The following is a 14,614-nucleotide window of genomic DNA, read 5'->3' as shown; positions in this document are numbered from 1 at the left end:
GACAGTCCGACTCGCCGGAGCGAGGAGCTAGCGTTTTGACCGCGTCGTTGCGATGGTGACTTTGACGAACTGTCGGGTACGCGGCGCTCACGGGCGGCGCGTGCCCTCGTGTCTGGGAGGGAACGGCCATGGACGCAATGACGAACGACTTCGGGGAAGTGCTCCTGTGGAGCTTCTGGTTCTTCATCTGGATCGCCGCACTGATGGTGTGGTTCCGATGCCTGTGGGACCTGTTCAGCGACCACTCGCTCAGCGGTTGGGCAAAGGCTGGATGGGCGATCCTGCTGATCTTCGTGCCGTGGCTGGGGGCACTGATCTACCTCATCGTTCGGGGCCGGAGCATGAGCGATCGGCAGCAGAAGGCGTTCGCGCAGCAGAAGGCCGCGCAGGACAAGTACATCCAGGAGGTCGCAAGCACTTCCAAGAGCCCGGCCGACGAGATTGCACGCGCCAAAGACTTGCTCGATTCCGGAACGATCACGGAGGCGGAGTACGACTCCCTCAAGGCCAAGGCGCTGGCCTGACCAGACCGGATTGACATGAAGTCCCCGCAGGTCAGGACCTAGACCGCAAAGCGAAGGCCCGGACCTGATGGTCCGGGCCTTCTTCCGTAGCGGGGGCAGGATTTGAACCTGCGACCTCTGGGTTATGAGCCCAGCGAGCTACCGAGCTGCTCCACCCCGCGTCGTTGTGTCTCTAGTTTAGAGGATCGTGGCTGAGCAACCAAATCGGGTGCCGGTGTGGCTCCGGCACGGCGATAAACACGTGTCAGCGGCGGGCGAGCGGCGTACCGTCCGGGTATGTCGAGACACGTCATCCGGCCGTTCGAGGAGGCGGATCTGCGCGCGGCCGCCGGTCTGCTCGCGCAGCGGCACAAGGACCACCGTAAGCGTCACCCTCTGCTCCCCGCCGAGTATGAGGACGAGCAGCTCGCCCTGGTCGAGGTCACCGCGGTGTGGGAGAGCGAGAGCGCATCCGGTGCGGTGCTGACCGAAGGCGACGAGGTGACCGGCTATCTGCTGGCCGCCCCCAAGACATCACCCGTGTGGGGTCCGAACATCTGGGTGGAGTCCGCGGGCCACGCCGTACGTGAGCCAGAACACATCCGTGATCTGTACGCCGCCGCGGCCACCAAGTGGGTGGACGACGGCCGTATCGCGCACTACGTGCTGGTGCCCGACGACGCGGAGCTGATCGACGCGTGGTTCCGGCTGGGCTTCGGCTCGCAGCATGCCCACGCGATCCAGCCGGCGCTGACCACCCCGCTTCCGCCGCGGGATCTCGTCGTACGACGGGCGGCGCGCGAGGACATCGCCGTACTCGCGGAGCTGGATCTGGTACTGCCTCAGCACCAGGGGCTCTCGCCGGTGTTCTCCGCCGGGGACATGCCCACGCTCGAGGAGGCGCTGGCGGACTGGGAGGAGTCGATCGACGACCAGGACTATGCGACCTTCGTTGCCGAGTACAACGGTCAGGTGATCGGGTCGTCCATCGGGTGTTCGTTGGAGAAGTCCAGTAGCCACACTGGGCTGGCTCGGCCGGACAACGCCGGCTTCCTCGGGTTCGCCGCCGTACTGCCGGACGTTCGAGGGCTGGGCGCGGGGCGGGCGCTGGGTGAGGCTGTGCTGCAGTGGTCGGCCGATACCGGGTACACATCTGTGGTGACCGACTGGCGGGTGACGAACCTGCTGTCGTCTCGTACGTGGCCGAGGTTGGGGTTCCGGCAGACGTTCCATCGGCTGCATCGACTGATCGGGTACTGATCGGGTCGGGTTGTCCACAGGTTCGAATTCGTCGGCCGGGCGGCGCGGTGATCGCTGCATCTTCTTGGGCAAGAAGGCGTTTCGCAGCAGGCGGGGCGTCGCGGTTCCCAGGAGGCAGCCATGTCGCGTTCTTCCCTTCGTTCCCGTCGTATCGTGATCGGGAGCGCGATCGTCCTCGCCTCACTCGGTGCCTGGACGACCACCGCGACGGCGGCTAGCGCGATCGAGCCGGCGTACTCCGTCGCACCTCCATCGACTGAGCAAAGGGCATGCACCTTGGACGGTTTCGTGATCGAGCACCTACCCGACGGCATCGGTACGCCGAGCGACTTCGAGTACGAGTGGGAGGACGTGAGCTTCCACAGCCGGGTCTGGGAGACCGGTCCGGATCCGGAGGGTGCGTTCAAGGTCGATCTGACTGTGAAGACGCTCCGCGGTGAGAAGCTGACCGACCTCGAGGCGCTGAAGACCTTCCTGATCGAGTACGAGGAGAAGGATCCGGACAACTGGGAGCTGACCCCTGTCAAGGTCGGTGGGTACGACGGCCTGTTCACGGGGGACGAGGTGTTCTACTTCGTCGCGCCGGGGGTAGCGGCCGAGGTCACGATCGACCCCGACCGGTTCACCGACGAGGACGTTCTCGACACGGCTGCCGGCTTCCATCCGGAGACGTGATGCCGTAGGCCCTGCGCGGCGCAGGTGCCCTGGCAATCCGCACGGCGCCGGTGCTGTGGGCAACGAAATGGGGCGGCGACGCCGACTGGTGTCGGTGTCGCCGCCCCGGGAACAGCCCGTGGATCAGCCTGTCGGTGACGCCGACGGACTCGATGATGGCGGCGGGGCTCCGGACGGCGTCGTCGTCGGTGGCCCGGTCGGCGCCGGAGTGGTCGGTGTAGCGCCGGCTGCCACCGCCCTGTCGATCGCGTTCTTCATGTTGTTGACCTGAATCTGGTACTCGGCCAGATTGCCCGCCTTCAGGGCAGCCTGGGCAGCCGTGTACGCGGCTTGTGCCTCGGCCAGCGCCTGCTTGACCGTCGGGTTCACCGGCGTGGTCGGCGTCTTCGTACCAGGGGGTTGCTCACCGGTATCGACGCTGGTGTTGAACACCTTGTTCAACGCTTCGGTCAGCGTCGCGCCGAAGGCGACCCGATCACCGAAGGAGACCAACACGTACCGGAGTACCGGATAACTACCGGGTCCACTGGTCCGGACCGAATACACGGGCTGGACATAGAGCAGGCCACCACCGAGCGGCAGCGTCAGCAAGTTGCCGAACTGGGCTCTGGCGCCGCTGGTCGGCTGGTTGATCGGCAGCAGCGCCGTTCTGATGCCGTCGTCGGTCTGGAACTTGTTGAAGACCTGTCCTGGACCGGGTATCTGCAGGTTCCCCGGCAATCGGAGGATCCGGAACTGACCGTAGTCCGGCGACGAGGCCTCGGAATCGACGGCCATGAAGGCCGTCAGGTTCTCGCGTTCGGCGTTCGGCACGTACACCGACGTCAGGGAGAACTTCGGATCGGTCTGACCGGGCATCCGCAAAGAGAGATAGAAGGGCGGTTGTTTGATTTGAGCGGACGAGTCACTGCCGGACGACACCGCGGTGGGGTCGGCCGGGACGCGCCACAGGTCGCTGTTCTGGTACCAGGTGCCGGCATCTGTCACGTGATACTTGGCCAGCAGGTCGCGCTGGACCTTGAACATGTCCTCCGGGTAGCGCAGGTGCAACATCAGCTGCGGCGAGATGTCCGAGCGCGGCTTGACCGTGCCGGGGAACGCCTTCATCCAGGTCTTCAGGACGGGGTCGCTCTCGTCCCAGGCGTACAGCTGGACCGATCCGTCGTACGCGTTGACGACGGCCTTGACCGAGTTGCGGATGTAGTTGATCTGCTCGCTCGGCTGCTGCGCGATGGTCCCGCGGCCGGTGGTGGTGTCCCGGGTGCTGTCGTCCAGGGCGACCTTCTCGGAGTACGGGTAGTTCGCCGAGGTGGTGTAGCCGTCGACGATCCAGACGACCTGGCCGTCGACGATCGCCGGGTACGGGTCGCCGTCCGGCGTCAGCCACGGCGCCGCCTTCTCGACCCGCTCCCGCGGACTGCGGTCGTAGAGGATCTTCGAGTCGGTGTTCACCCGGCTGGACAGCAGCAGGTTCGCGTCCCGGAACTTCGTTGCGTAGAGCAACCGGTTGCCGAACGAGCCGATCGGGACACCGCCCTTCCCCTGGTAGGTGTTCAGCGTCGGGTCGCCGCCGCTCTTGCCCTCAGGGGTGTCGAGCTCGACTGCCTGGCCGCCCTTTGGTCCGCCGACGATCGAGTAGTCCGGAGACTGCTCGCCGAAGTAGATCCGCGGCTCGTAGTCGCCGAGCTGACCGGTCGGTGGCAGATCCTTCTCCGACCACACCGGCGTACCGTCGGCGGCGCGCTGGTTGCCGTTGGCGGCGACGACGCCGTAGCCGTGGGTGTAGACGGTGTGGTCGTTGTTCCAGTTGCGCTGGCCGGCCGGCAACCGGTCGACCTGCACCTCGCGGACCGCGATCACGGTGTCGTTGACCTTGTCGCCGATCTTGTACCGGTCGACGTCGAGATCGGTCGGGAACGAGTAGAAGCCACGGACCTGCTGCAACTGCTCGAAGGTCGGGCCGACCACGGTTGGGTCGATCAGCCGGATCCCGGGCAGCACCTCGGTGTCAGCGAGCAGTTCGGACGGCTTCGCCGTCGTCGTCGCGGCGTAGTTGATGACCTTGGTGTTCTCCAGGCCGTACGCCTGGCGCGTCGCCTCGATGTTCTTGGTGATGTACGGCGCCTCGCGCACCGGCTCGCTCGGACGGACCCGCAACTGCTGCAGCGCGGCCGGCCACAGGGCACCGAGGAGGATCGCCGACAGGATCAGCACGACCGTGCCCACGCCGGGCAGCAACCAGGTCTTGCGGACCACATTGGCGAAGAACAGGCCGGCGCACAGCACCGCGATGACGGCCAGGATCTCCTTGCTGGGCAGGACAGCGTTGTCACCGGTGTAGGAGATACCGGTGAACAGCCTGCTGTCCGATGTCGTCAGGCCGAACCTGTCCAGCCAGTAGCTGAACGCCTTGAGCAGGACGAGCAGACCGAGCAGCACCGAGAACTGCACCTGCGCCGCGCCAGAAGCCTTCTGGCCCTTCGCGGAAGGACGGAAACCGCCGTACAAATAGTGGGTGATGATCGCAGCGACGAGCGAGAGCAGCACGATCGAGTAGCCGAAGCCGAGCAGCACGCGCAGCCACGGGTAGTCGAAGACGAAGAATGCGATGTCCTTGTTGAAGTGCTTGTCGGTGACACCGAACGGGGTCCGGTTCCGCCAGGCCAGGAAAACCTTCCACTCCCCAGACGCGGCCGAGCCGCCGAACACGAGCATGAGGGTCGCGACCACGCCGATGGCGATCTTCCCGCGCTGCTGCAGCAGATCGCCGTACCGCTCGAAGCCAGGGCTTGGCGATGGTGCGAGGGCGACCCGCGGCCGGGTGCGGAAGGCGATCACGATGTTCGCGACGACCGCGGTCGCCATCAGAAGGCCGACGACGAAGAACAGCAGCACCCGCGTCCCAAGCACGGTGCTGAACACGGAGCCGAGGTCGACCGAGCGGTACCAGAGCCGTTGGGTCCAGACATCGGTGAAGACGCTGAAGAGGATCAGCAGGACGATCAGGGTGGCGATCGTCGGCAGGAGGGCCCGGGGACGTCCTCCAGATGTTCGCCGCGTCCGCCGCGGCTCCTCCGGCATGTCGTAGACGCCGTCACTCATCGTCGCTTCTCCTCGTCGTCACTCATGCCGTCGACCCCAGGACCCCGGCCCGGCCGGCTGCCGACCGAAGGTTCGAATGTCAATGACAGTACTTCGCAAAGCGTGGGGACCAAGTCCGTGCCTGTCAGCACGGCTCCGTCCTCGTCGTGGGAGCGCAGCCGGACGGCGCCGAACCGGTCGCCCTCGCGGAGCACCGCGGCGACCATCCGGACCTCGTGCCGGCGCGGGTCGCTGCCGGCCATCCGGGCGAGTTCGGCATCGGACTCGACGCTGGAGAGGCCGGCCTCGGCGGAGGCCGGCAGGACGATCCGCTCGATCGCGAGCGCACAACCGGTCACGCCGTCGGGCCATTCGATCCGGGCCAGCGCGTCGGCCAGGTGCTCGTCCTCGAGAACGCCGGGCAGCTCACCCTGGGCAACCGGGGTCAGGGGCTGGGACGCGTCCTCGGTGCCGAGTTCCGCGGCCAGCTGGGGCTCGGCGCGGAGCAGTTCCTCGGTCGGGACCAGCGCGAACAACTGCGCGGGCTGGTCCCAGCCCGCGCTGCTCACGTGCTTCTCGATCTCGATCACTGCGCGACTGAGCGCGTCAGGAGGAAGAGTGCCTACGGAATCCATGCCGGCAGGTCTCCACTTCGGCTGGCCGGTGCGTACAGGTGGCTCAGGATGTGCATGCGGGGACATTCCCCTTTCCGCTGGTGACCGCCTGCAATGCGGCGATCGCGTCGCTCAGGGTGGTGATCTTCACCAGCTGGATGCCCTTCACATCGGCGTGCAGTGCCGCCGCGCAGTTCGGAGCCGGGACCAGGAACACCGTGGCACCGTCGTTCTTGGCGCCGGCGATCTTCTGCTGAATGCCGCCGATCGCGCCGACCTGGCCGAGCGCGTCGATCGTGCCGGTGCCGGCGACATGCTTGCCGTCCAGCAGCGGGCCCGGTGTCAGTTTGTCGTAGATGGCCAGTGCGAACGCCGTACCCGCGCTCGGGCCGCCGATGTCCTGGCCGAGGTTGACCGTCACCTTGACCGGCGAATCGACGCCGATGGTGATACCGACCATCGGACGGGTGGCCTCGCCCGGGGTGGCCGCGGTCCTCAGTTGCACGGTCTGCTCGGCCCCACCACGTTGGATCAGGAAGACGACGTTCTCGCCGACCTTGTGCTCACGGACGAAGTCGCCGACCTGCGGGACCTGCGTCACCGTCTGGCCGTCGACGGCCAGCACGATGTCACCGGGCTTCAGCTTGCCGTCCGCCGGGGTGTCCTTCGCGACCGTCGAGACCTTCGCGTGGAAGGGGACCTTCGCCGCCTGCAGAGCGGCCGCGATCGCGCTGTCCTGCGAGCCGGTCATCTCCGCGGTGTTCTGCTGCTCGACCTGATCCGCGCTCTGGTCCGGCGGATAGATGATGTCGCGGGGGAACAGGTCGTGGTGCGGGTCGAGCCAGTTCCGCATCGCCTGCGGCAGCGTCAGCTGCCGGTCCGGCGAGGTGACCGACACCGTGGTGAGGTCGAGCTGGCCGGTCGTCGGGAAAGTCTCGTGACCGGTGATCTCGATGACCGGCTTGTTCTTCGTCGCACCCAGGGTGTCCTTGACCGGCCCAGGGCTGAACGAGACGAACGGCACCGGGAAGGCGGTGACCAGTCCGAGCGAGATGACAAGCACGACGATCGAGGCGACCAATGTGGCGGTACGACGTGTCACGAACCCTGCCCTGCGATCTTGGTGGACGGTGTGTCAGCGCGGCGGCCGAGGCCGCGGCGGCGTTCAGGCGTCGCGCGGGGTCCGGGAGCGGCGATTGCCTCGTTGAAACGACGGAAGTCTTCGACCGACGCGAAGGCGCCACCGGACCGGCGCGGACCACGGCTCCGCCCACGCCACGCCGCCCAGCACATCGCCAGCAGCGTGGCGACCAGCGGGAACGCCAGCCATGCCAAAACCTTCATCCGGCCACCTTCATGCGCCCAGCGTACGTGTCAGTGAGCGCCGACCCACTCGCTGGCACCGTCGGTGAAGTGCTGGTGTTTCCAAATCGGGACCTCGGCCTTGAGATCGTCGATCAACCGGCGGCACGCGGCGAACGCCACATCACGGTGCGCGGCGGCCACGGCCACGATTACCGCGGTGTCCCCGATCTTCAGGTCGCCGGTCCGGTGTACGGCGGCCAGAGCGGTCACCGCGGGGTCCGCGCAGATACGCTCCGCGACCGTCCGCAGGTGCTCGAGCGCGTCCGGGTGAGCCTCATAGCTGAGGCGATCGACCGGCTTGGCCTGATCGTGGTTGCGCACGGTCCCGATGAAGAGAGCGGTCCCACCAGCGGTCGGGTCGGCGACAGCCGCCAGCACCTCGTCGCTGGACAGTGCATCCTCGCGGATGTCCAGCAGCCTGATCGTGTCGCTCATCCAGTCCTCATTCCCAGCATTCCCCCGACCGCACACCTACCCGAACTATCCCTCACCCACCCCGATTCTCCCTCCCGCCCGTCCAGACCCGCACATGCCCTCCCTTTTCCACGCTTGCGGCCGCCTATCGCCGTACGCGCTCCACACCACGCGCCGGCGTACCTCGGGGCTGCTGTCCGTGTCGCGATGCGCACCCCGCGGGACTGTTGCCTCGCTCACCTACCCACGCCCCAGGCCGCCTGCGGGCGGGCGGCGGCTCTGCCCGGGGCGAACTGGAAGGGTAAAGCGTTCGCCGGGGGCGGAACTGATGGGTGGAACCAGTACGTTGGAGTTGTACGCCCCACCCGCACAGGAAGGCCCACTCCGATGAGCGACGAACCGGACAACCCGTTCAAGGGAACTCCGTTCGAGGCCATGTTCCAGCAGTTCTCCGGTGCGGCCGGCGCGGGCGGCACCCCGGACCTGAACGCGATCTTCGCCCAGGTCCAGCAGCTGCTGAGCGGTTCCACCGACGGAAAGCCGGTGAACTGGGACCTGGCCAAGGACATCGCCCGCAAGACCGTCTCCGCCGCCGGAGACCGGTCGATCACGCCTGCGGACACTGATCGGGTATCGGACGCCGTCCGCCTGGCCGAGCACTGGCTCGACGAGGCGACCACGCTGCCGGAAGTGTCTGCCACCTCCGCGGCCTGGAGCCGCGCGGAATGGGTCGAGAACACGCTGCCCGTGTGGCAGACGATCGTCGACCCGGTCGCCGAGCACGTCGCCGGAGCGATGGGCAACGCGCTCCCGGCCGAGGCCCAGCAGTTCGCGGGGCCGATGGCCGGCATGTTGCGCCAGCTAGGCGGTTCAGTCTTCGGCGCGCAGGTGGGTCAGGCGCTTGGCGAGCTGGCCGGCGAGGTCGTGAGCTCGTCCGACATCGGCCTGCCGCTCGGTCCGACCGGTCAGGCCATCCTGCTCCCGGACAACGTCGCCAAGTTCGCCGAGGGCCTGGGGCTGACCGACGAGGACGTGCGGCTCTACCTGGCGCTGCGCGAGGTCGCACACCAGCGGTTGTACGCGGGCGTGCCGTGGCTGCGGCAGCACGTGCTGGCCGCGGTGGCGGACTACGCCGCGGGCATCGAGGTGGACACCTCCAAGATCGAGAGCGCGATGGCCGACATCGACCCGCAGAACCCGGAGGCCATGCAGGAGGCGCTCGCGGGTGGCCTGTTCGAGCCCGAGGATTCGGAGCAGCAGAAGGCAGCGCTGGTCCGGCTCGAGACCGCCCTCGCGCTGGTCGAGGGCTGGGTGGACGACGTCGTACGGGAGGCGACCAAGGACCGGATGCCGTCCGCCGTTCAGCTCGCCGAGACGGTACGGCGGCGTCGTGCCGCTGGTGGGCCCGCGGAGCAGACGTTCGCCACGCTGGTCGGACTCCAGCTGCGGCCGCGCCGGCTCCGTGACGCGGCGAACCTGTGGGCCGCGGTGCGCGACGCCCGGGGTGTCGAGGGACGCGACGAACTGTGGTCGCACCCCGATCTCCTGCCCAGCGCCGCCGACCTCGATGACCCGATCGGCTTCGCTCAGCACGCCGGCGAGCTGGCCGACATCGACATCACCGACTTCTTCCCGGACGAGGGCCCGTCCGATCAGCCGCCCACCGAGGGCGACGACGGCAAGTAGAACGCACCACCCAGCCCGAGCGACGGATGGTGGAGACTTGCCGGGTGCTTCATGGTGATGCGGTAGCGACGCTGGAGAACTGGACTGCGCCCGATGCTGAACAGGAGAAGCTGCGACAGCACTACCTGCAGCATCTGGCGCAGCACCCCGACGGCATGTGGCGAAGCTGCCGCCCGGAGCACATCACGGCCAGCGCTCTCGTCGTCGACGCCTCGGGCAGTCGCATCCTCCTGACCCTGCACAAGACAGTCGGCCGCTGGCTCCAACTCGGCGGCCACTGCGAACCCGGCGACACCACCCTCGCCGGCGCCGCCCTCCGCGAATCCGCCGAGGAATCAGGCCTACCCGACCTGACGATCGCCCCAGCCCCACTCCAACTCTCCCGCCACCAGATCCTGGCAGGCGGCTGCGCCGGCACATTCCACCTAGACGTCCAGTTCCTGGTCACCGCAACCGCCACCACCAACTACGTCGTCAGCGACGAATCCCACGACCTAGCCTGGTTCCCCATCAACGCCCTCCCCGCCGACACAGACCCCACACTCCAACACCTAGCCACCAAAGCCCACCACCACCTCACCACCACAGCTCGGCCCAGCTAGCGCCAGACATCTAGAACTGTGCACCCGAGCTAGCGCCAGACATCTAGATCTGTGCGTCCTACCTAGGGCCCGACACCTAGGACCACTCAGCCGGCACCGCCGGCCGCCGGACAGGCCCGCCCGCCCGGCGCGAAGGCGCCATCAGCCCGTGCCCCTCGCCCCGACACCCATCGGCGCGCCCTCGGTTCACCCCGCCCGCCTGCGTCACCACCGCTCCACCGCCCGACGGTGCGCCCCGACCGATCCGCTGCCCGCCAACGCGCGGTGCGCGCCCCACGTGCCCCCGATCGCCCCGACATCAAGCGGCGCCCTCAGTCCACGCCCCGGTGCACCCCAACCATCGACGCCCGCCAATGCGCGCCACCACCGGTCCACCGCACCACCTGCACCCGCAGTCTGCCGCCGACGGGTCGACCTGGAGGCGGGTGACGGTCGCTTCGACCGGTCCACGTGCCCCCGATCGCCCCGACATCAAGCGGCGCCCTCAGTCCACGCCCCGGTGCACCCCAACCATCGACGCCCGCCAATGCGCGCCACCACCGGTCCACCGCACCACCTGCACCCGCAGTCTGCCGCCGACGGGTCGACCTGGAGGCGGGTGACGGTCGCTTCGACCGATCCGCCTGCCAGTCCGCGCCCACATCGATCCGCCGCCCTCCGACGCCCGCCAGCGGCCCGCTGCGCCCATCGGTGCACCCCATCGGTCCGCCGTCCGATGTGCCCTCATCGGTGGAGGCGCCCCCAGTCCGTCCACCCAGTCTCCCCGGGTGCGCCCCATCGGTCCGCGTCCGTCTCCTCTGCGCGCGCCGATCGGTGCGCGTGCCCATCGCCGTACTTCCCCGCAGGGTCGGATGGGTGGTTGGTTGAGGTGGCAGGACGCTGCCGGAGAAGTTCGTGGCGGACGGTCGGCGGGAGGTCGTACGCTCGTTGTCAGTCGTCGGATTGCGACCATCCGGTCGCCTTAGTGTGCCGAAGGATGTTCGTGAGCTTCGACATCGATCGCTACGCCCAGACTTCGACCCGCATCCGCTGGGACGACCTCGACATGTCCACGTTCGAGACCCAGCCGCTGTCCAGTGACGCGCTCCGTTGCCTCGGCTACATGAGCGACGTGGAGACCCACACTGTCTGCTACCTGCGCGACCTGCTCGTCACGCCGTCGCACGCCGACCCCGAGGTGACCGTCTTCCTGACGATGTGGAACCTCGAGGAGTACTGGCACGGCGAAGTGCTCGACGAGGTCCTCGAGCGGCACGGCGTCCCCACCGGCCCCGAACACACCCGCGCGGTCCGCTCCCGCCTCGGCTGGCGGGACCGCCTGGCGCCGATCCGGCAATCATTGCTGGCGAACATCATCGGCGAGGACTTCGTCGCGACCCACATGGCGTGGGGCGCGATCAACGAGTGGTGCGCCCATTCGGCGTACACCCGACTGATCCAAGCCGAGCGCCACCCGGTCCTGACCGAGATCCTCAAGCGGATCGCCAAACAAGAAACCCGCCACGTCGCCTTCTACAACAGCCAGGCACGCGACCGACTCCTCCGCAGCAACAAGGCCCAGAAGATCGCCCGCTTCGCCCTCTCAATGGGCTGGGGAATCGTCGGCTCGACAATCATGCCGCCCGCCGAAGTCAAACACATGCTCGGCTACCTGTACGGCGGCGAGCAGGGCCTGGCCGAAGTCCGCAAGGTCGACGCCAAGATCGACGCCCTCCCCGGCCAACAAGACCTCCACCTGGTCGAAAAGGAACTCACCAAGTACGGCGTAATCCCCAGCCAGCAAGACGCGCCCTCGCGGACCAGGGTGCGGGGCCGGTAGCCAGTCGCCCCCTTCGCCGGCCCAGGAAGTCTGCTTACTCCGAGGCCTCCGTCGCGTTACTCCGCGGCGTCCGTCGCGACGCCGCGGCTGAGGGTCTGCGGGCCGACTCGACAAGCCGACCCGCTCCCCCGCCAAGAGTTCCCGTGGGACCCCACCCCCGCAGAGCCCCATTCCCCCCGTGAACTCCCCTCCCACCGCGGACCCCCGCTCCCCCGTGATCCCCACTTCCCCCGTGATCCCCGTCCCCCGTAGGCCAGCTCCGAAGTAGGCGCAGTCCCCCAACCGACACTTCCCCGTAGCCCGCCCCCAGCTGAAGGCCTGGTCCCCGCCCCTGATCGCCGTCCCCCCGTGGGCCAAGCTCCCCGTACACGCGGTCCCCCACCAATCCGCACTTCCCCCGCGGACCCCGTACCCCCATCGAGCCTGGTCCCCGTCCACCACTCATCCCCGTCCCCTGGCCAAGCTCCCCGTATGCGCAGTCCCCCACCAACCCCACACTTCCCCCGCAGACCCCGTACCCCGTGGAGCCTGGTCCCCGTCCACCGTTTGTCCCCGTCCCCTGGGCCAAGGTCCCCGTACGGGCGGTTCCACCACCAACTCAGCAAACCGACCTCTACCTGCTCAACGGTCGGGCACACCCATTGGTTCAACCACAGTTCCCCGTGGACCCCGTTCCTCCACTGGCCCCGTCCTTGCGATCCCCGTCCCCCGTGGGTCGAGTTCCCTCTGGGCGTAGTTCCCCCACCAAGCGCGTGTGCCACTGGTTCCGTTCCCGTGTGGGTCTGGTGCCTGTGAAGCCCAGATTCCTCGCAGGTCCTGCTCCCCAGCCCTGTTTCGCCGCGAGGCTCCGTTCCCTGTGGCGCACCGCTGCGGTGCTGGTGGAGCATCCCTACTTCTCTGTTGTGTTGCTCCGGTGCTTCCCCCCGCGTTCCCTGCCCACCTGTGCTGCTCCCCGTAGCGGACTGCCGTTCCCCGTTGTCTTCCTTCCTCGCTGTGCCACGGGGATTGGCTTGCCGGTGCCCCGTGCTTGCTCACGCTCCACGTTGGGTGTCGCCGGTTCTCGGCTGCGAGGTGATGTTCCGATGCCTGGGCGGTGAACGTTGGGGTTGACCCGGTTCGACGGACACGGTTGGTGTGAGGTCGGTTCAGGCTACCTGTTCGAGGGTGGTGGGTTGGGTTGATTCGAAGGTGGCGGGGCTGAGGTAGCCGAGGGTCGAGTGGCGTCGGCGGGTGTTGTACCAGCCCTCGATGTAGTCGAAGATCGCGCTGCTGGCGGCCTTGCGGGTGGGCCAGGTGCGGCGGTGGATGAGTTCGGTTTTCAGGGTGGCGAAGAAGGATTCGGCGACCGCGTTGTCCCAGCATTGGCCCTTGCGGCCGACTGACAGTCTGACACCGAGATCCCTGGCCAGGTTGGCGAACTGGGCCGAGGTGTATTGGCAGCCGCGATCGGAGTGGAACAGCACATCGGGCGCCGGCCGGCGCCGATTCACCGCGTCGGTGAGCGCCTCGGCGACCAGGCCGGTGCGCAGATGATCGGCTGTCGCCCAGCCGACCACCCGCCGCGAGGCGAGGTCGATCACGGTGGCCAGGTAGAGCCAACCTTCCCAGGTCTGGATGTAGGTGATGTCGCCACACCAGCGGCGGTCCAGCTGGCCGGGGTGGTCGGGGTCGATGCCGAAGTCGCGGCCGATCAGGTCCGGTCTGGTGGTGGCGCCCGGGTCAGGGATCGTCGTCTTCTTCGAGCGTCTCGGGATCCGGCGATGGAGGTCGGCGGCTCGCATCAGCCGCACCACCCGCTTGCGGGAACATCTCTCACCTTGAGCTCGGAGTTCGCGGTGGACCCGCGGCGAGCCGTAGGTCAGGCGGGACTCGTCGTGGATCTCGACGATCTTTGCGGTCAGGACGGCGTCGCGCTGCGCGCGCACCGAGGGGCCGCCGGTGCGGTCGGCGTAGTAGGCGGAACGAGAGACCTGCAGCAACTCACACGCCCGCTTCACGCTGTGGTCGCCTCGCTTCTCCGCCTCGATGAACGGGTAACAGTTCACCGGGTCTCCTTCACGAAGAAAGCCGTCGCCCGCTTGAGGATCTCGACATCCTCCCGGAGCCGGCGGTTCTCCCGCCGCAACGCCGCCAGCTCGTCCTTCTCGCTCGTGGTCAACCCGCCATCACCGGTGCCGGCATCGCGTTCGGCCTGCCGCAGCCACTCCCGCACCGCGGTCTCGGTCAGGTCGAAGTCCTTCGCGACCTGACCCACCGACCGGTCACCGCGCTGACACAACTCCACGATCTCGGCCTTGAACTCGGCCGTGAACGAACGCCGAGGCCGCGGCTTCTTCTTGCCCATAGACTCCATGATGAACATCCTTCCGGAGCACCAGCTCCTGATCTCGGATGTCCGTCAAAACGGGTCAGGCCCACGTTGCCCGCATCGCCGTGCATTGCCGCGCTTCACCCGTGCCCCGTTCTTCCGCGGGTGTGTTGCCCGTTGTGTACCGCTGGGCCCCGGCGTACCGCTGGCGAAGATTCCCCCTCGTTTCCGTGTTCCCCGTTGTGTTGCCGGCGGGGCATCCCCGTTCCCCCATGCCCCACCGGCCA

The 14,614-nt window shown here is 67.8% G+C and carries 13 protein-coding genes and 1 tRNA gene; 6 read left to right on the top strand and 8 right to left on the bottom strand.

Annotated elements, in window-relative coordinates; genetic code table 11:
* Positions 1-128: 128 nt before the first annotated feature.
* A complete protein-coding gene (locus OG876_RS23055; protein WP_328518680.1) occupies positions 129-524 on the top strand; it encodes an SHOCT domain-containing protein in 396 nt (131 codons plus the stop codon).
* Between the two features lie 87 nt (positions 525-611).
* On the opposite strand, the gene OG876_RS23050 is transcribed toward OG876_RS23055, so the two are convergent.
* A tRNA-Met gene (locus OG876_RS23050) sits at positions 612-685 on the bottom strand.
* Positions 686-800: 115 nt separating this feature from the next.
* Between OG876_RS23050 and OG876_RS23045 the strand changes: the two genes are divergently transcribed.
* Both OG876_RS23045 and OG876_RS23040 read left to right on the top strand, forming a co-directional pair.
* The gene (locus tag OG876_RS23045; protein WP_328518679.1) at positions 801-1,763 is read left to right on the top strand and encodes a GNAT family N-acetyltransferase; all 963 of its coding nucleotides are present in this window, start codon (positions 801-803) and stop codon (positions 1,761-1,763) included.
* A 120-nt stretch (positions 1,764-1,883) separates the two neighbouring features.
* Positions 1,884-2,438, top strand: a complete 555-nt coding sequence (locus tag OG876_RS23040; RefSeq protein WP_328518678.1) for a hypothetical protein — start codon at positions 1,884-1,886, stop codon at positions 2,436-2,438.
* Positions 2,439-2,561: 123 nt separating this feature from the next.
* On the opposite strand, the gene OG876_RS23035 is transcribed toward OG876_RS23040, so the two are convergent.
* The 5 genes from OG876_RS23035 to OG876_RS23015 all read right to left on the bottom strand — a co-directional run bounded on the left by OG876_RS23035 (position 2,562) and on the right by OG876_RS23015 (position 7,933).
* Positions 2,562-5,540, bottom strand: coding sequence for a UPF0182 family membrane protein (locus tag OG876_RS23035; RefSeq protein WP_328518677.1), 2,979 nt, complete (start codon positions 5,538-5,540; stop codon positions 2,562-2,564).
* Positions 5,537-6,109, bottom strand: coding sequence for a PPA1309 family protein (locus OG876_RS23030; protein ID WP_328518676.1), 573 nt, complete (start codon positions 6,107-6,109; stop codon positions 5,537-5,539). Before OG876_RS23030 ends, OG876_RS23035 begins: the two co-directional genes overlap by 4 nt.
* 88 nt (positions 6,110-6,197) lie before the next feature.
* The gene (locus OG876_RS23025; protein WP_328518675.1) at positions 6,198-7,235 is read right to left on the bottom strand and encodes a YlbL family protein; all 1,038 of its coding nucleotides are present in this window, start codon (positions 7,233-7,235) and stop codon (positions 6,198-6,200) included.
* Positions 7,232-7,477, bottom strand: coding sequence for a hypothetical protein (locus OG876_RS23020; RefSeq protein ID WP_328518674.1), 246 nt, complete (start codon positions 7,475-7,477; stop codon positions 7,232-7,234). Before OG876_RS23020 ends, OG876_RS23025 begins: the two co-directional genes overlap by 4 nt.
* A gap of 30 nt (positions 7,478-7,507) precedes the next feature.
* Complete coding sequence (locus OG876_RS23015; RefSeq protein WP_328518673.1) at positions 7,508-7,933, bottom strand: molybdenum cofactor biosynthesis protein MoaE; 426 nt, start codon at positions 7,931-7,933, stop codon at positions 7,508-7,510.
* Between the two features lie 366 nt (positions 7,934-8,299).
* Here OG876_RS23015 and OG876_RS23010 point away from each other — a divergent pair, with 366 nt between their 5' ends.
* The 3 genes from OG876_RS23010 (at position 8,300) to OG876_RS23000 (ending at position 12,019) form a co-directional block, all read left to right on the top strand.
* Positions 8,300-9,598: a zinc-dependent metalloprotease gene (locus tag OG876_RS23010; RefSeq protein WP_328518672.1), complete on the top strand. Its 1,299-nt coding sequence runs from the start codon at positions 8,300-8,302 to the stop codon at positions 9,596-9,598.
* A gap of 44 nt (positions 9,599-9,642) precedes the next feature.
* Entirely contained in the window at positions 9,643-10,200 is a 558-nt protein-coding gene (locus OG876_RS23005) for an NUDIX hydrolase (protein WP_328518671.1), read from the top strand.
* 982 nt (positions 10,201-11,182) lie between these two features.
* Positions 11,183-12,019 (top strand): ferritin-like domain-containing protein, encoded by an 837-nt coding sequence (locus OG876_RS23000; RefSeq protein WP_328518670.1) that lies wholly within the window; start codon positions 11,183-11,185, stop codon positions 12,017-12,019.
* A 1,145-nt stretch (positions 12,020-13,164) separates the two neighbouring features.
* Here OG876_RS23000 and OG876_RS22995 read toward each other — a convergent pair.
* Both OG876_RS22995 and OG876_RS22990 read right to left on the bottom strand, forming a co-directional pair.
* Positions 13,165-14,064 (bottom strand): IS3 family transposase, encoded by a 900-nt coding sequence (locus tag OG876_RS22995; RefSeq protein ID WP_328518669.1) that lies wholly within the window; start codon positions 14,062-14,064, stop codon positions 13,165-13,167.
* The gene (locus OG876_RS22990) at positions 14,061-14,372 is read right to left on the bottom strand and encodes a transposase (protein ID WP_328518668.1); all 312 of its coding nucleotides are present in this window, start codon (positions 14,370-14,372) and stop codon (positions 14,061-14,063) included. Before OG876_RS22990 ends, OG876_RS22995 begins: the two co-directional genes overlap by 4 nt.
* Positions 14,373-14,614 lie beyond the last annotated feature (242 nt).

This window comes from Kribbella sp. NBC_00359 (assembly GCF_036097425.1).
Classification (GTDB): Bacteria; Actinomycetota; Actinomycetes; order Propionibacteriales; family Kribbellaceae; genus Kribbella.
The sequence above is the reverse complement of the archived record's forward strand: the minus strand, read 5'-3'. Positions and strand labels throughout refer to the sequence as shown.